Origin of the sequence: Sulfitobacter sp. (assembly GCF_036961165.1) — a bacterium.
GTDB lineage: Bacteria > Pseudomonadota > Alphaproteobacteria > Rhodobacterales > Rhodobacteraceae > Sulfitobacter.
The window spans coordinates 40,636-56,880 of sequence record NZ_JBALVJ010000020.1; the positions used below are offsets into that span (position 1 = coordinate 40,636).

At 55.6% G+C, this 16,245-nt stretch carries 18 protein-coding genes; 8 read left to right on the top strand and 10 right to left on the bottom strand.

Annotated elements, in window-relative coordinates:
* Positions 1-31: 31 nt before the first annotated feature.
* Both V7730_RS10815 and regB read right to left on the bottom strand, forming a co-directional pair.
* Positions 32-1,501, bottom strand: coding sequence for a PAS-domain containing protein (locus V7730_RS10815; RefSeq protein WP_335747609.1), 1,470 nt, complete (start codon positions 1,499-1,501; stop codon positions 32-34).
* 113 nt (positions 1,502-1,614) lie between these two features.
* Positions 1,615-3,006, bottom strand: coding sequence for a sensor histidine kinase RegB (gene regB, locus V7730_RS10820; protein WP_335747610.1), 1,392 nt, complete (start codon positions 3,004-3,006; stop codon positions 1,615-1,617).
* Positions 3,007-3,112: 106 nt separating this feature from the next.
* Between regB and V7730_RS10825 the strand changes: the two genes are divergently transcribed.
* Positions 3,113-3,712: an SCO family protein gene (locus V7730_RS10825; RefSeq protein ID WP_335747611.1), complete on the top strand. Its 600-nt coding sequence runs from the start codon at positions 3,113-3,115 to the stop codon at positions 3,710-3,712.
* Positions 3,713-3,780: 68 nt separating this feature from the next.
* On the top strand, positions 3,781-4,335 hold the full coding sequence (locus tag V7730_RS10830; protein WP_335747612.1) for an ActR/PrrA/RegA family redox response regulator transcription factor: 555 nt from the start codon (positions 3,781-3,783) through the stop codon (positions 4,333-4,335).
* On the opposite strand, the gene V7730_RS10835 is transcribed toward V7730_RS10830, so the two are convergent.
* Both V7730_RS10835 and V7730_RS10840 read right to left on the bottom strand, forming a co-directional pair.
* Positions 4,332-4,817, bottom strand: a complete 486-nt coding sequence (locus V7730_RS10835; RefSeq protein ID WP_335747613.1) for a GNAT family N-acetyltransferase — start codon at positions 4,815-4,817, stop codon at positions 4,332-4,334. The genes V7730_RS10830 and V7730_RS10835 overlap by 4 nt on opposite strands.
* Entirely contained in the window at positions 4,814-5,410 is a 597-nt protein-coding gene (locus V7730_RS10840) for an HD family hydrolase (RefSeq protein WP_335747614.1), read from the bottom strand. The genes V7730_RS10835 and V7730_RS10840 overlap by 4 nt, the downstream gene beginning before the upstream one ends.
* A gap of 98 nt (positions 5,411-5,508) precedes the next feature.
* On the opposite strand from V7730_RS10840, the gene V7730_RS10845 reads away from it, so the two are divergent.
* From V7730_RS10845 to V7730_RS10855, 3 genes are all read left to right on the top strand, one after another.
* Entirely contained in the window at positions 5,509-5,814 is a 306-nt protein-coding gene (locus V7730_RS10845) for an S-adenosyl-L-homocysteine hydrolase (protein WP_335747615.1), read from the top strand.
* A gap of 92 nt (positions 5,815-5,906) precedes the next feature.
* Positions 5,907-7,298 carry an adenosylhomocysteinase gene (gene ahcY / locus V7730_RS10850; RefSeq protein WP_335747616.1) on the top strand — a complete coding sequence of 464 codons (1,392 nt, stop codon included), beginning with the start codon at positions 5,907-5,909 and terminating at the stop codon, positions 7,296-7,298.
* 271 nt (positions 7,299-7,569) lie between these two features.
* Positions 7,570-7,911, top strand: a complete 342-nt coding sequence (locus V7730_RS10855; RefSeq protein WP_335747617.1) for a DUF2853 family protein — start codon at positions 7,570-7,572, stop codon at positions 7,909-7,911.
* Positions 7,912-8,151: 240 nt separating this feature from the next.
* Here the strand turns inward: V7730_RS10855 and V7730_RS10860 are convergent, their stop codons facing one another.
* Genes V7730_RS10860 through tsaD form a run of 5 tightly spaced genes read right to left on the bottom strand, consistent with a single transcriptional unit; the run spans position 8,152 to position 11,329 of the window.
* On the bottom strand, positions 8,152-8,544 hold the full coding sequence (locus tag V7730_RS10860; RefSeq protein WP_335747618.1) for a DUF1761 domain-containing protein: 393 nt from the start codon (positions 8,542-8,544) through the stop codon (positions 8,152-8,154).
* 56 nt (positions 8,545-8,600) lie between these two features.
* The gene (locus V7730_RS10865; RefSeq protein WP_335747619.1) at positions 8,601-9,020 is read right to left on the bottom strand and encodes an EVE domain-containing protein; all 420 of its coding nucleotides are present in this window, start codon (positions 9,018-9,020) and stop codon (positions 8,601-8,603) included.
* On the bottom strand, positions 9,020-9,292 hold the full coding sequence (locus V7730_RS10870; RefSeq protein ID WP_335747620.1) for a YciI family protein: 273 nt from the start codon (positions 9,290-9,292) through the stop codon (positions 9,020-9,022). The genes V7730_RS10865 and V7730_RS10870 overlap by 1 nt, the downstream gene beginning before the upstream one ends.
* Position 9,293: 1 nt before the next feature.
* Complete coding sequence (locus tag V7730_RS10875; RefSeq protein WP_335747621.1) at positions 9,294-10,247, bottom strand: NAD(P)H-dependent glycerol-3-phosphate dehydrogenase; 954 nt, start codon at positions 10,245-10,247, stop codon at positions 9,294-9,296.
* Positions 10,244-11,329, bottom strand: coding sequence for a tRNA (adenosine(37)-N6)-threonylcarbamoyltransferase complex transferase subunit TsaD (gene tsaD, locus V7730_RS10880; RefSeq protein WP_335747622.1), 1,086 nt, complete (start codon positions 11,327-11,329; stop codon positions 10,244-10,246). The genes V7730_RS10875 and tsaD overlap by 4 nt, the downstream gene beginning before the upstream one ends.
* A gap of 84 nt (positions 11,330-11,413) precedes the next feature.
* Here tsaD and V7730_RS10885 point away from each other — a divergent pair, with 84 nt between their 5' ends.
* The 3 genes from V7730_RS10885 to V7730_RS10895 all read left to right on the top strand — a co-directional run bounded on the left by V7730_RS10885 (position 11,414) and on the right by V7730_RS10895 (position 14,930).
* On the top strand, positions 11,414-12,115 hold the full coding sequence (locus V7730_RS10885) for a uroporphyrinogen-III synthase (protein ID WP_335747623.1): 702 nt from the start codon (positions 11,414-11,416) through the stop codon (positions 12,113-12,115).
* Between the two features lie 72 nt (positions 12,116-12,187).
* Positions 12,188-13,423 (top strand): COG4223 family protein, encoded by a 1,236-nt coding sequence (locus V7730_RS10890; RefSeq protein WP_335747624.1) that lies wholly within the window; start codon positions 12,188-12,190, stop codon positions 13,421-13,423.
* Positions 13,424-13,433: 10 nt separating this feature from the next.
* Complete coding sequence (locus tag V7730_RS10895; RefSeq protein WP_335747625.1) at positions 13,434-14,930, top strand: heme biosynthesis protein HemY; 1,497 nt, start codon at positions 13,434-13,436, stop codon at positions 14,928-14,930.
* Between the two features lie 228 nt (positions 14,931-15,158).
* Here V7730_RS10895 and V7730_RS10900 read toward each other — a convergent pair.
* On the bottom strand, positions 15,159-16,245 hold a 1,087-nt coding region (locus tag V7730_RS10900; RefSeq protein WP_335747626.1), incomplete at its 5' end, for a sensor histidine kinase.

Sequence of the window (16,245 nt, forward strand, 5' to 3'; positions counted from 1 at the left end):
CTAGCCGTCCAGCGCGGTGCATGAAAGAGCGTTAACTGCGGTTATTTTTGAGTTGCTTCGCTGCCGCAGGGTGCACCGCTGCCTGACGTGAGAAACGGACCACAGTTGCGCCTGAGGCGATGGGAACAATCTTGCACTGCATTGGGGTTTGACCTTTGAGGCAGACGGGCATCGTCCATTCTGTCCGGTCCTGAAGTGTCATTACAGCGTCCTGCAGATCCTGCCACAAGGGATTTGGCGCGGATTTTTCTTTCCATAGGCGGACAGCGTCGGTGATTGTTACGTTAGCAAAGCTGCTTTCGCCCTCAAATCCCCACAAAAGGTCATAGGCCTTGTTCGAAAAGGTAAGCACACCTGACTGAGAGAACACGGCCAGCGCATCCTCAAACGTATCCACAAGGTTCTGCCCCAACTCAAGCTCCGCACGGAAATTACGGGTCAGCGAAACTTCGGCGCTGATGTCTTCAATCAGAAAAGCAATAGCACCATCTGGGTGAGGGCGGCCTTTCACGCGGTACGTTTGACCTGTTTCCAGCGTCCAACTCTCTTCAAAACTGCCGATCTCGGCGGCGCTGACCAAATCGGCCATGCGTTGGCGCCACGTTTTATAGTTCTTCGGTTCCGGCATGCGGCGGTTTTCGCGCAACGCGTCGAAGAAGGAATCGAGTGTCGGCCTTGGACTTAGAAATGAAATCGACAGCCCCGTTAAATCGGTGAGCGCCGGATTGAACAGTGCCAATTGCCGATCGCGGTTGAAAATGGCCAAGCCGATAGACAGATGTGCAAACGTTTTCGCCAGCGTCTGAACAAAGTCCCGCTGCGCTTCTTCCGCCCTGATCAAGGCCGTGCGTGATGTTGCGTGGTGCATTATGCCGCCGTCCACCGCAAAGCTGTTTACGTCAAACCATTCTGGCCCCGCCGCGCCGTCTGACTTAAATTCCATGCGGCATGTGCTCTGTTCGTCAGTTTTTACGGGTAGCATGAACAGAGGTTCTGCCGTGCTGCCCTTTGGCGCGCGGTCATAGAGGGCAAGGTAGGCATCATTATGCCAAACGACAGCACCGTTTGTGTCGGTCTTCCATGCGGCGTGGGGCAGGCTCGTCTTGATCTGACGGAGTAATTCAAGTTCTTTGATGTCCGCCGTTTGCGGTGCGGTGTCACAGGCATCATGAAATGTTAGTGATGCGGCGTTATTGCGCCAATCGATCTGGAGATTTGATCGTTGCTCCGGCTCGCACGCGGTGCTGACGATGTTGGTTTGGCTGGTTGTCCCTGATTGAAAAGTGAAAGGAAATTCGGGATAAAAGGGCTGCAATATATCGTGAATATCTTGCCAGTTTTGCGAACCTGTTACGATTGGAAATCTGGCGAGGGCCACCTCATTGGCGTATTCCAGAACGCCATCCTTAAAAAAGATCACTGGCACTTCTTCAACCGAGGCTTTCGGCGCGGGCGTGCCGGATCGCAATATCCAAAACAGACTAAGAGCAACGGTGGGCACTACGACTGCTGAGATCACTATGAGGTTGTCCAAAAAATCACTCCGCCAATAAGTCGGGCAAGCCTTCACTCTGGGACATTTAGCGTTAATAAAGTGTTAAAACCAAGGTCGATTTATGTTTCCGAGAAGCGAGTATTTTGCCCTACTGCCAGCGCATTATCTCCTTCACGCGCGTCGATTTCGCGACGGGGCCAGCGCACTTCGATTACCGCGCCTATCTGCTTGCTGTGATTGCCGGCCTCATCGGATCCGTTTGCAAATCGTAGAACTGCACCTGATCTCTCTAGCAAAGTTTTGGCGATAAACAGGCCTAGCCCCATTCCTTCGTATTCCGGCCTTGTGGTATCCGTCTTACGTGGGCGACGCCGCGCAACAAACGGATCACCTAACCGCCCAAGAACCTGGGGGGGGAAACCCGTGCCATCATCCAGAATGCGCACGGTGATATACTTATCTGTCCAGCGTGCTTCGATCCAGACTGTGTCATCAGCGAAATCGACGGCGTTCTGGACAAGGTTGCGAAGGCCGTGAATGATCTCTGGCATCCGCAAGATGGAGGGCTGGGCACTGTCATCAGCGTCACCGCTTTCGAGGTTGATAAACACCTTCTTGCCGCGGTTCATATGCGGTTCTGCTGCGCTTTCTATGACCGTGACCAGCGGTGCTTGGCGCATGTGAAGGTCATCTTTGCCTTCGCGGCCCATGTCACGCAGGATATCGCGACATCGGTTGGTCTGCTGTACGATCAACTCTGCGTCTTCCTGCAGGTCGGGTTGGTCCCGTAGTTCATGCACCAGTTCTGCACTGGCTAGTTTGATGGTGGCCAAAGGCGTGCCCAATTCATGTGCGGCGGCGGCGACGACCCCGCCCAGATCTGTCAGTTTCTGTTCACGAGCAAGCGCCATTTGCGTTGCTGACAGCGCATCGGACATCAAATGGATTTCCGACGTTACCCGGCGCGAGTAGGCAGAGGTAAATATCACGGCAATGATCAGCGCGATCCATTGGCCAAAGATGAAAAGCTGCGGAATCTGCAAAATGGCACCCTCACGCGTTTGCAAGGGCAGGTGATAGAACGCCAGCACCGTCACAGTAATGATCGCAACAGCACACAGCACGATCGTAGAGCGCATGCTAAGGGCCGTAGCGGAGATCGTGACCGGCCCCAGTAGCAACAAGGTGAAAGGGTTGTTCAGCCCGCCCGTAAGGAACAGCAGAATGCTCAACTGTAGCAGATCGAAAAGGATCATCGCCATGTTCTGTCGTTCTGACAGACGCTTGTTTTCGGGAAAGACAAATCCGGCAACGAGGTTGCCGATCACAGAAACTCCAATGGTGAAATAGCACCAACCCAGTTCCAGCTGCATACCAAAGAGCATCGGCGTGACAGTCACCGCAATAAACTGCCCCGCAATCGCCACCCAGCGCAGCAGAATCATCGTCCTTAAACGAATCCAGTTGGCTCTTTTTCGCTCTCCCAGAGTGCGTATCGTTGGCTGCGTCATCTGGGCGCTCCACTCATTTGTGACTTGCATTGCATGGGACCTAGCGTAGGTCTGACGTAAATCACCATCAAGGGCGCGCAATAGATTGCACGCAAAGGAGTTCAAGATGATCCGGATCGCTGCAATCGTTGTCGCAGGTGTGGGCCTGCTGTCTATGTTCTTTTTCGCAGGCAAAGGAGGCGGGGACCAATTCGCCCAATGCGGCGCCGGTGCTGTTGCGGGCGATTTGGGCGGGCCATTCACGTTGGTAAATGGCGAAGGGGAGACTGTCACAAGTGAGCAGGTCATCACCGGACCGACACTGATTTACTTCGGCTATACCTATTGCCCTGATGTGTGCCCGCTGGACGTGGACCGTAATGCCGCGGCGATTGAAATACTCGAAGAGCGCGGCAAGATGGTCACGCCAGTGTTCATTACGGTTGATCCGGCGCGCGATACGCCCGAAGTTGTCCGCGACTTTTCCGAGGCGATGCACCCGCGTATGATCGGCCTGACGGGCAGTGACGCGCAGGTTGCAGAGGCCAGCAAAGCCTACCGTACTTACTACAAGGCGCATCCGCCCGTGGACGGTGAATACCTCGTGGATCACTCCACCTTCAGCTATCTGGTCACACCGGAAAATGGGTTCCTTGAGTTCTTCCGCCGTGAGTTGACGCCAGAGCAGATGGCCGACAAGATCGGTTGCTTTGTAGATCAGATTTGACCAAAGGTCCCTGCGACCCATATCTGTGACATAGATACCCAAACGGTTTTGAATAAGGCACACCAACAATGCCACAAGAGCACCTGAACGACATTGGTCCTGACAAGAGCTTGCTGTTGCTTGACGATGACGAACCTTTTCTACGCCGCCTCGCAAAGGCGATGGAAAAGCGCGGATTTGAGGTTGAGATGGCAGGGTCGGTCGCAGAGGGCAGCGCAATCGCTTTGGCCCGCCCACCGGCCTATGCGGTCTGTGATCTGCGTCTTGAGGATGGAAATGGCCTAGACGTGGTTGAAATCCTGCGGGACAAACGACCCGACGCGCGGGTTGTCGTCCTGACGGGGTACGGTGCGATTGCAACTGCGGTCGCTGCGGTGAAGATCGGCGCGATCGACTACCTTTCAAAACCGGCTGATGCCACCGACATCACCAATGCGTTGTTGGCAAACGGCGATAACCTGCCGCCACCTCCGGAAAACCCGATGAGCGCGGACCGCGTGCGGTGGGAGCACATCCAGAGGGTGTATGAACTGTGTGATCGCAACGTGTCAGAAACAGCACGCCGTCTGAATATGCATCGCCGCACACTTCAACGGATATTGGCAAAGCGCAGCCCGCGCTAAACGTCGTAGCGTTTTAGTCTTTTGTTCACCCTTGTCCCGTCAGCAAGGACATAGTCCTCAATCACGCCGTAGTCGCGGAAACCGCGGCTTTGGTAGTAAGTCAGCCCGCCGTCGTTGTCAGCGCGGATATTGGCTCTGATCCACACATAGCATAGCTCTTTTGCCGCTTCGGCGGTGGCGGAAAACAGGGCAGAGCCAATACCAAGTCCGGTTTGTCCCACCTGTACAAAGGTGGCGATTTCGGCAGCGTCCGGCGGTAGCTTTTCGCTTGGTTCAATCCATTGGAAGCCAACGACACGTTCGTCACTATCCAACGCCACATGCCACGCTGCGCGGTTGGGCGCGAAAGTCATCCACTCCGCCATGTCCTGCCCTGTGACGGGACGTATCAGCGCTGTAGTTCCACCGATTTTGATGATCTCGTTGAGCAACTGCGCCATTGAGTTTGTATGAAGCGGCATAGCTGGACGTACGCGGATCATGGCATATCCTCCATTAGTTGCGCATGGCGCGCAGTAAAATCTGCGCGTACCTCGATCGGAGGCCGCAGCGCAATTTTCAGACCTTCCTTCAGGGTGGGATCTTGTTTGCCAAACAACTTGTCCGCCTCTTCAACGGAAAACCCAGCGATCTGCACCGCCTCCATCCAAGCGCTGACGCGGTCTGCCTTCTTGATCTGCTTCTTCACCGCGACAGGGACCTTCGCGGGCAGGCCAAATCGGATGTGCACAGCCGTCTCCAGCCGCTCATCTAGCGCGGTGTAGCTTGGCCCAACAGCGGCTTTCACGGGTGAAATCATGTCCCCGATCACATATTCAGGCGCGTCGTGCAGCAGCGCGGCAAGCCGCCATTTTACTGGCGCCATAGGGACGATGCGCCCGAATATGGTTTCAACCAACAGCGAATGCTCTGCTACCGAATAGGCAAAGTCACCTTTGGTCTGGCCATTCCATCGCGCAACAAAGGCGAGACCGTGGGCAATGTCCTCTATCTCGATATCAACAGGCGTTGGATCTAGAAGATCGAGCCTGCGGCCCGACAGCATTCGTTGCCACGCGCGGGGTTGCTGCGCCATATATGCCTCCTCTTTTCACCAAATCGCTTTTGGTTCCGAAAATAAAAACTGGAACCGAGTGATAGCTTTGTTGTTCTTTCTGTAACAAGGAGAGAACAATGAAAACCGCATTGATGACAATCGCAGCATTCAGCGTGATGGCCACAGCAGCCACAGCTCAGGAAGTGTGTATGAGCACGGCAGAAATGCAATCTTCGCTGATCGACTGGTATGGGGAGCGCCCGGTGGCGGGTCCCACGCAAGATAACACCCGCCTTTGGGTATCTGATTCTACAGGGTCATGGACCCTTGTACGGAATCTTTCTGACGGCAACGCTTGCGTTCAGGCCCAAGGTGGGAACTGGACCGCATGCAAGGACGCTGAGCAGATGCTGACAGCCATTCAAGCCCGCACTGAGGGTTGAGACAATTCGCCTGTCTGGTGGCTGCAGAGCAGATTGCGAAAACACCACGGCGATGCTATGCGCGCTTCAACAAGATATGAAGGAGCGCCCTCATGGCCAATGACTATATCGTAAAAGACATCAACCTTGCTGCGTTCGGCCGCAAGGAGTTGGACATTGCAGAGACTGAGATGCCGGGCCTTATGGCACTGCGTGACGAATATGGCGAAGCCCAACCGCTTAAAGGGTCGCGGATCGTTGGCTCTCTTCACATGACAATCCAAACCGCGGTTCTTATCGAAACACTTGTGGTGCTGGGCGCCGATGTGCGCTGGGCATCCTGCAACATCTTTTCGACCCAAGATCATGCTGCCGCCGCTATTGCTGCCGGTGGCACGCCGGTTTTTGCGATCAAAGGTCAGTCACTTGAGGAGCATTGGGACTATCTGGATAAATCCTTCCAGTTCCCCGAGGGCCCGAACCTGATCCTTGATGATGGCGGCGATGCCACGCTTTACATCCTTCTAGGTGCGCGCGTCGAGAACGGCGAGACTGACCTGATCGAAGTGCCGACTTCTGAGGAAGAAGTCGCCGTGTTCGCGCAGATCAAAAAGCGCATGGCGCAAAGCCCAGGCTGGTTCACAAAAATGCGCAGCCAGATTGTTGGCGTCTCCGAGGAAACCACAACAGGTGTTCACCGCCTCTATGATCTGGTCAAGAAGGGTCAGTTGCCTTTCCCTGCGATCAACGTGAACGACTCTGTGACTAAGTCGAAGTTCGACAATAAATACGGCTGCAAAGAGAGCCTTGTAGATGGCATTCGTCGCGCCACGGATACAATGATGGCTGGTAAGGTCGCTGTTGTTCTGGGTTACGGCGACGTTGGCAAAGGCTCTGCCGCGTCCCTTAGTGGCGCTGGTGCCCGCGTGAAGGTCACCGAAGTTGATCCGATCTGCGCGTTGCAGGCCGCGATGGACGGTTTTGAAGTTGTTCTGTTGGAAGACGTAGTTTCCACCGCTGACATCTTCATCACCACAACAGGCAACAAGGACGTGATCCGCATCGAGCATATGCGCGAGATGAAGGACATGGCGATTGTTGGAAACATCGGCCACTTCGACAACGAAATTCAGGTCGCGGCCCTCAAAAACCACAAATGGACCAACATTAAAGAACAGGTAGACATGATCGAGATGCCATCCGGCAGCCGTCTGATCCTCCTTTCCGAAGGTCGTTTGTTGAACCTTGGCAATGCCACTGGCCACCCGTCTTTCGTGATGTCCGCTTCGTTCACCAATCAGGTGCTGGCGCAGATGGAGCTGTGGCTCCGCGGCGACCAGTACAAAAACGATGTCTACATCCTGCCCAAGCATCTGGACGAGAAAGTAGCGCGTCTGCATCTCGACCGGATCGGGGTGAAACTGTCCAAACTGAACCCGGAGCAGGCGGCCTATATCGGCGTGTCTCCGGAAGGCCCATTCAAGCCAGAGCATTACCGTTATTAATCACAGGCGGTAACTAAACAAATTTTTCAAACCGCGCGGGTGCTTCTGCGCGGTTTTTTCGTATTTAAGGCACTATCAACCAAAGCTTACGCAATGCAGCCTTGGCCGGGACGGACGTAGATTCGAGACTCTGACACACAATGCCCGTCAGACAGCTACGGTCATGGGGGAAAATCGCTGGAAAAAATTCCTTTTGCGCTTGGATGGTTTCGGACTAGGGTTCGGAAGGAAATCGCCATTTGGGCGGCAAATAACTAACTGGGAGACGACATTGGGCAAGCGGGATGAATGGATCGCGAAGTACGCGGAAGATCTGAAAAACAAATGCGGCATGGAGCCTGACATGGCTCTGCTGACCAAAGTGACCATCGGTTGCGGTCCTTCAATCTATAATGCTGACGCGTCAACCGTTGCAGGTAGCCAGCCCGCCGAGCTTGAGACCGTCAAAAACAACTTCCTGATGAAGAAGCTGGGCCTGCCGGATGGTCCAAACCTGATGGAAGCGATCAATTCCGTGATCGAAGTTTATGGCAAGTCCGAGCGTAACAAATACCGGGCTGTGATCTATTACATGCTGACAAAGCACTTCGGCAAAGAAGCCGTATACAATTAAATCAAAGTACTGATTTTGAGGATGAAACGCCCGCTTGGTTAAGCGGGCGTTTCGTTTTTAGAGCCATTTCAATACATTGATTTCTTGTGTGAAAGTTCAAGCGGGCGTATCAATATCTCATCGGCTAGTAAGGCCAGAACACATTTCGAATACGTGTGCCGGGGTAAGGGAGCGCACGGGGTGAGGAAGGGTTCTGGCGGGGTGCCAGAACCCTTTTTTCGTGTCCGCCGCACCGATTTTCTAAAATAGCGTCAGCACAAGCCCGATAACAGCGCAGCCGATCGTTGCGTATCCGCCATCAATCAACGTCAGGCGGAAGGGTCGCCCCGCATAAGCATTGTTAATCATGATCCATGGGCTGATAAAAAACAGCCCGATCCCCAACCCAGACACAAGGCCCGCACCCGCGCTGTCAATTCCTGACAGGGCAAACGTGTGGCGCATCATGCCTGCAACCAGCACCATTGCGATGCCCGCCAGAACAAATGGCAAGGGTGAGTTGCTCTCAGGCTTTCCATCTGGCCTTCTTTTGATACCTGCCGCGGTCATCCATGGCTCAGCAAGGGTCATGTACCAAACTGCACCCACCACAAACCCTGCCGCTGCGGCGGCAATCACTGCCAGAAATCCCATGTCAATCCTCCCGAAACTCACTGTGGAGTAAGCATGCGCGAAAACCGACTAGATTTCTACGGTTGGGTTTTGCCCATCTCACAGATCAGCTTCCATTCGGCCTGCGTGACCGGCTGTACTGACAGCCGCGAACTGCGGACCAGCGCCATTTTAGCCAATCGCTCATCCGCCTTGACCATCTCCAGTGTTACGGGCTGTGCAAAGGGGCGGACCGCGCGGATGTCCACGCATTCCCAGCGTGGATCGTCAGTGGAGGTATCAGGATGGGCGGAGGCGCACACTTCGACTATGCCGACAACGGCTTTTTCTTTCTGAGAATGATAGAAAAAGCCCAGATCACCCACGGCCATCTCACGCATGAAATTGCGCGCCTGATAGTTGCGCACGCCATCCCACTCTTCGCCCACTTCGCCTTTGGCGACCTGATCATCCCAGCCCCAAGTAAAGGGTTCGGATTTGAAAAGCCAGTAGGCCATCAGCCGATCACCTTTTTCCATTCGGTCAAGGTAACGCTCTCGAACAGGCCCGCCTTGGCGTAGGGATCATTCGCAGCCCAGTTCTCTGCCGCTGCCATGTCAGGCACATCAAGCACGATCATAGAGCCGCACATGCCGCCTTCTTTGTCTACCAGTGGACCAGCCAGATGCACATGGTCGGTGCTTTTGAGATAGTCCACGTGTGCGGGACGGTTTTCCATCCGCACATTCAGTGCGCCGGCTTTGTCGTGGGCCATCAGGCATACAAGCATGTCATTCTTCCTTTAAGGGTCGGGTCAGCAGGCTGTGCACAGCCTCTCTGACATCTAGCGTTTTATCAAGCAGTCCGGCAATGGCCATCGTTATCGGCATGTCCAGATCTTCCTGCGCGGCGACACGGGCCATTGCCCGTGCAGTGGCTGCGCCTTCGACTGTCGTGCCAGCGTCAAACGCCTCACCCCGTCCCAAGCTAAGGCCAAGCCGGTAATTGCGCGACCCCTCCGAAGTGCAGGTCAGCGTTAGATCGCCAAAGCCGGACAGACCGGCAAGCGTGTCGGGATCAGCACCACGAGAGGCTGCCATCCGCTGCATTTCTGCATAACCGCGTGTCATCAGGGCCGCGCGCGCGCTTTCGCCCATGCCGGCGCCGATGGCGGTGCCACAGGCAATCGCCACCACGTTCTTAAGTGCTCCGCCCAGTTCGGCCCCGATGGTGTCAGTCGTCCGGTAAAGCCGCAGCGTGCTTGTGGTCAGTTCCTGCTGCAGTTGTTGTGCAACCAGATCATCGCGCGCCGCGATTGTAAGCGCAGTTGGCAGCCCACGCGCAATATCATCGGCAAAGCTGGGACCGGTAAGGATCGCTGGCTGAGCGCTGGGCACTTCTTCGGTGATTATCTGGACAGGCCCCGCGCCTGAGCTCAGTTCGATCCCCTTGCAGCAGGCGACCAGCGTTTTGCTAGCCAGAGCGTTGGCGTGTTCCTGAAGGAATCCACGCATCTTTTGCATGGGTAGCGCCAACAGCACCGTCTCGGCATGCAATGCCTGCACTAGGTCCTGCGTGACTTCCAGCGTTTCGGGAAAACGGCAGCCTGGCAGGCGCTTGGTGTTTTCGCGGGCGGTTCGCATATCTCCGGCATCTCGTGCCCAGAGTGTCACATGCCCCTTGCCAGCCAAGGATATCGCCAAAGCGGTTCCGAAGGCACCGCCGCCCAAGACGCAGACGCTCATGCTTTCGCTCCCTTTTTGCCGCTGCCCAGCATAGCGGGCGCGGTTTGGTCCAGCGGCCAGCGCGGCCTTGCTGAGAGCCTCATTCCGTCGGGCGCGCGGGTGCCCATTTGCTCCATCGCGGCATAAGCGATCATCGCGGCGTTATCAGTGCACAAGGCCAATGGTGGCGCCACAAAGTCGGCATCAAACCCGTCCGCAACGGTTTTTAGTGCGGCGCGAGTAGCCATGTTCGCGGCCACGCCACCTGCCACGCAAATGCTGCGGTTTGTCGTCAGGGGGGCATAAATCGCAAGGGCGCGGCGGGCTTTCTCGGCCAGCACATCCACGACGGCGGCCTGAAATCCCGCAGCAAGGTCGGCCTGATCCTGCATGCCCAACGTGCCATCGACCAACAAACTATCGCGCTGCCGCAGTACCGCAGTTTTGAGACCGGAAAAGGACATATCGCATCCTTCACGGTCGAGCAGTGGGCGCGGCAACTGGAAACGCTTTGGGTCGCCCTCTTTTGCACGTTGTTCAATAGACGGGCCGCCTGGTTGCGGCAGGGCAATCAGGCGCGCGACCTTGTCGAACGCTTCGCCCGGAGCATCGTCTATTGTGCCGCCAAGGCGCTGAAATTCATCCGGCCCAGAAACAATCAGGAACTGGCAATGGCCACCTGATACCAACAGCATCAGATAGGGAAATTTCACCCCGTCTGTGAGCCTTGGGGTAAGGGCGTGGCCCGCCAAATGGTTGACACCGTATAGCGGCAGGCCGCGCGCCAGTGCGATACCCTTGGCACACATCACGCCCGAAACAACGCCGCCGATTAACCCCGGCCCTGCTGTCACCGCAACCGCGTCAATTTGGTCAAGCCCCAGTCCCGCTTCGTCCAATGCCTGAGCGACGCAGAGATCAAGCTTTTCGGCATGGGCGCGGGCCGCAATTTCGGGAACGACACCGCCGAAATCCGCATGCAGCGCGGTTTGCCCCATCACGATCGAGGACAGAATCTCGGCCGCACCGGGGTGTCCGCGTAGCACTGCAGCGGCTGTGTCGTCGCAGCTGCTCTCGATGCCGAGGATGGTCATGCTGGTCATAAAAGGGTTGTTTCCGTTGCGAAGTAGACCCTCCGCAGGTAACACTCTAACGTCTGGCAAACAATCCTGAGAGCGTCACGGCCCATGGTCCTGCCCACCCTTTTACTGACCCGACCTGCTGCCAGCGCGAAGGCGTTTGCCGACAGCCTGAACACTTCCGTGCTGTCGCGTGTGCGGTTGGTGATCTCTCCGCTGTTGGAAATCTCAGGCATGGGCATCATCCCTTCCCTTACGCAGGTTGGCGGTGTCATCTTCACCTCTGCCAATGGCGTTCTCCATGCGCCCAAGGGCGAAGATCGCCCTGCCTACTGCGTAGGGGCGCAAACAACCGCTGAAGCCACGGCGCACGGCTGGGCCGCCCAGCAGATGGGAGATACCGCGCAAGAGCTGATCGCAGCGTTGTGCGCTGATCCGCCCAAATGCCCGCTGCTTCACCTATCGGGGCGCCATACGCGGGGCGACATCGCGCAGACGCTCAAAAGCGCAGGCGTCGACACCGAACGTGTGACTATTTATGAACAAAGACTATTAGGCTTGAATGCTGCCGCGCATCGGGTGCTCGAAAGCCCTTGTATTATTCCAGTTTTTTCACCCCGTAGCGCCGCGCAATTGGCAAAGGAAGCCCACGGTAACCTTGGTCAAGCGTACATCATCGCCCTCAGCGATGCAGTCGCGCTGCCGCTTGCAGGGGAAAAGACTCGCAATTTGACCGTATTGCCTGCGCCTCAGGCTGTTATCATGCGTGAAGCACTTGAAAACCTTTGTCTCAACCTCAGCTTGCCTTGAGGGGCGTGAGGATGCCGGATAAGGTTGAAAAGCTGGCCCAACTAATGGGTAAGAATCGAAAAGGTATGTGTTGTGGCGTCATCCAAGAAAACCGGCCCCTCGAAACGTAAATCAACGAGCAGTAAGCCGGCTGCCTCAAAGATCGAAGATGTAGTGATTGTCGAAGAAAATAAGGCTTCTGCTCCGATTAAAGATACATCAGAAGACGCTAGCACTGCAGAGGTGACACCGGCGGATGATGCGGTAACTTCTGCCGAAGCTGACGTAGTCGATTCACCTGTCGTGGACACGACACCCTCCGAAGAGATAATTGAAGAAACCTCTGAAGAGCCGGTTGAAGAGAAGCCAACCACTACCACGGCGGAAATGGTGCACCCGGTTCCCGCCATGGCACCAGAACCGGAAAAGGGCAGCAGTTTTCTTCCATTGGTCTTGGGCGGCATCATTGCTGGCGGCATTGGCTTTTTCGCAGCACAAAGCGACTACTTCACGAAGCCCGTGTCGGACCCAACCGTAGAACTCCGCAGTGATTTGGCCGCACAACAGGACCGTATTTCCGCGCTTGAGACGGCCCCTGTGGATACTCCCGCCGTTGATCTGTCCCCGATCGAAGCTCAGCTTGGCAAGATAGAGGAGCGGATCACCGCCCTTGAAGAGCGTCCAGCCGTAGCAATTCCGGAAGGTGTTGATGCTCAGGCCTACGCCGCAGAGCTACAGGCGTTGCAGTCGTCGGTCGAAACCCAGCGCAGTGAAATTGAAGCGTTGATCAACAATGCAAGAACCGTGGAACAAGCGACAGCAGAAGCTGCCGTCACCGCCCGAGCGCAGTCAGCCATCGCGGAGATCGTATCGGCGATTGATGCAGGCCGCCCGTTTGCCGATGAGGTTTCTGAGCTTTGGTCACTTGATATGGGTGAGATTGACCCCGCCCTTGTTTCGTCCGCTGCCGAAGGTGTTCCAACGCTCAGTGCCTTGCAGGCCGACTTTCCTGACCAAGCGCGCTCAGCGCTTTCGGCCGCGCGCGCAAGCGGGGCCGAAGAGGGTGGCCAGCAGGGATTGGGTGGTTTCCTTATACGTTCGCTTGGGGCGCGGTCGGTCGCGCCGCGCGAAGGGAATGATCCGGACGCCGTGTTGTCTCGTGCCGAAGCTGCTATAAAATCAGGCGACCTGCCAGCTACTCTGACAGAACTTGATGCCCTGCCCGAACAAGCACAGGCTGCTATTGCAGACTGGCGTTCCGCTGCCGATGCCCGTGTTGCTGCTCGTATGGCGGCTGATGCTTTGTCACAACGCCTCACGGCTGACTAAGGAAGAATTTATGCTCTGGTCCCTGATTAAAATCATCTTTTTCATCGCCGTTGTTGGCGCACTAGCTTGGGGTGCGGGTTTCCTGCTGGAAGCGGATGGTGGCCTGCAAATCCGCGCCTTGGGTTATGAGTTGAACCCCGGACCGCTTGAATCAGTGTTGCTGCTGGTAGTGCTGGTTTTCGCACTCTGGGTGCTGCTGAAGGTGATGGCGTTGCTGTTCGCAGTGTGGAAATTCATCAACGGGGATGAGACCGCGCTATCGCGCTATTTTGATCGCAACCGCGAGCGTAAGGGCTTTGAGGCGCTTTCCGAGGGCTTGATGGCGCTGGCAAGCGGTGAAGGTCGCGTTGCCATGACCAAGGCTGCGAAAGCCGACAGATACCTCAACAAGCCGGAGCTGACCAACCTGCTGATCGCTCAGGCGGCTGAACTGGCCGGTGACACCAAGAAGGCCGAAGAAACGTATCGAAAGCTTGTTGAAAATGAGCAGACACGTTTTGTTGGTGTGCGCGGCATCATGAAGCAAAAGCTGGCTGCTGGTGATAATGAGACGGCACTCGTGTTGGCCGAGAAAGCCTTTGCTCTCAAACCCAAGCACGAAGAAACCGGTGATATCTTGCTGCGCCTTCAGGCGGAAAAGGAAGATTGGAGCGGCGCCCGCAAGACGTTGAGCGCGAAGCTGCGCAACGGACAGTTGCCGCGGGATGTTCATAAACGCCGCGATGCGGTGTTGGCTCTGTCAGAGGCCAAAGACATCATGTCTGACGAAAGCCCTATTGAGAAACGTGAAGCGGCGATTGAGGCGAACCGCCTTTCCCCCGATCTGATCCCAGCTGCAGTCATGGCTGCGAAAAGCTATATCGAGCAGAGCAAACCGCGCTATGCGGCCCGCCTGCTTAAGAAAGCATGGGAGGCGCGCCCGCATCCCGATCTTGCAGCGACATTTGCGGCTATCGTGCCGGATGAAACACCTGCCGCGCGGATCAAGCGTTTTGCAACCCTGACGAAAATCACGCCAAACCACCCTGAGGCCAAAATGCTTCTTGCTGAGTTGCATATCGCGAACGAGGATTTCCCCGCTGCGCGTCGTGCGCTGGGCGATCTGGTGGAAAAAGATCCTGATGCACGTTCGGTCACGCTCATGGCTGCGATTGAACGGGGCGAAGGCGCATCTGATACGGTAGTCAAAGGCTGGCTCGCCCGTGCGATTGCAGTTCCGCGTGGTCCCCAGTGGATCTGCGAGAACTGCCAGCACATCCACGCCGAATGGAAGCCGATCTGCGAAAACTGCTCTAGCTTCGATACATTAGAATGGAAGCGCCCACCTGTTTCCGAAGTGGCCATGCCTGCCGGCGTTCAAATGCTGCCATTGATTGTTGGTGCGTTGGACGACAAATCAGGCGCCGCTGGCGTTCCTCAGGTGGCCGAGGATGTGAAAATTGAAGACGCGGAGATTATCGAGGATGTGACCGGATCTGATGCGAACGACCAAAAGGCCGTGAATTGACCGCCGCTGACTTGTTTCAATAGATCATCGTTTAGGGCCACCTTCGGGTGGCCCTATTCGTTTCGGAAATCGAGCAAATTTGTGCGTCATGCTGTAGAACCAAAAAGCCTAACGACGAGGTGCCGAACCCTCTGGCCAGAGCTGGCATAGACGCCAAAAACTGCGAATTTCCGTTCCAGCCCTTCATGTTGGCGTAATTTCTCAAGACGTGTTGTAGCTATGGATGTCTCAGGTGGTGGCGTTATCTGCGACCAACGCAGGCTGAGGCTGATGAGCCGCGTCTTGATTGATTGGTAGGCTCAGAACAAAACAACTGCCCTCACAAAGGACGCTACTGACAGTAAGGCTCCCGTTTTGCAGCCCGGCCAAGCTTCGCGAGATCGCCAATCCCATGCCGGTGCCGCCTGCACGCCGCGTGGCCGTTGAATAAACTTGATAAAAAGCGTCGAAGATACTTTCGAGTTCAGCTTCTGGTATGCCTGCTCCGCTGTCTTGAACCATGAAGTTTACCTTGTCGGCTTCGGCCTTAATGATAAGGCGTACAAATCCGGTCTCGGTAAACTTGATCGCATTTCCAATCAACTTGAACAGAATCTGACGCCCCCTCACTTTGTCTGCAAACACCGTCTCGGCCTCTTGAACGACCTCGAACTGCAGCGCCTTATTGCGTGAAAGTGTGCCGAGCAGGTGGATGACAGGGTCGACGAGATCTTTCACGTCGCAAAGCGCAGGTTCAATCACCAAGCTTCCGGATTCGATCTTTGCGATATCCAGCATTTCATTGATCAGATGCAAAAGATGCTCACCTGACTGAATCATCCGCTCCATCAGGCCCTCGATCTGAATGTAGACTTCGTCCAATATCCGCTTGGCTTCTTCGGGTGTAGCGCTGCCATCCTCATAAGCGGCAAGCAAAGTCTTCGAAGAGCTTAACAACCTCGCATTTTTTGAAATCTTCGCTACGCCTAAAATTACCGTTAACGGCGTTCTCAGCTCGTGGCTTAGCAATCCCATGAAATCGGTCTTAGCTTGGTTTGCAGCTTCCGCTGCGTCCTTTGCTTGGCTCAATTCAGTCACATCCACCCGGAGACCGACATAGCTGCCATCCTCCAAACGGTGATCCGACGCTTTTATCACGCGTCCATCAGAGAGGCTTTGCTCAGTCTCAACTGTTTCAATTGCATGAAAAGAGTTGAATCTTTGTCCCATCCAATCAGCTTCTTGCAAACTATCTAAAGCCTGGCTTTGCTTCTCCATTCCTGTCTGAAGTGGTCCGGCAAAATTGGACAGCGTGCTAAGATGTATCCAACCCGAA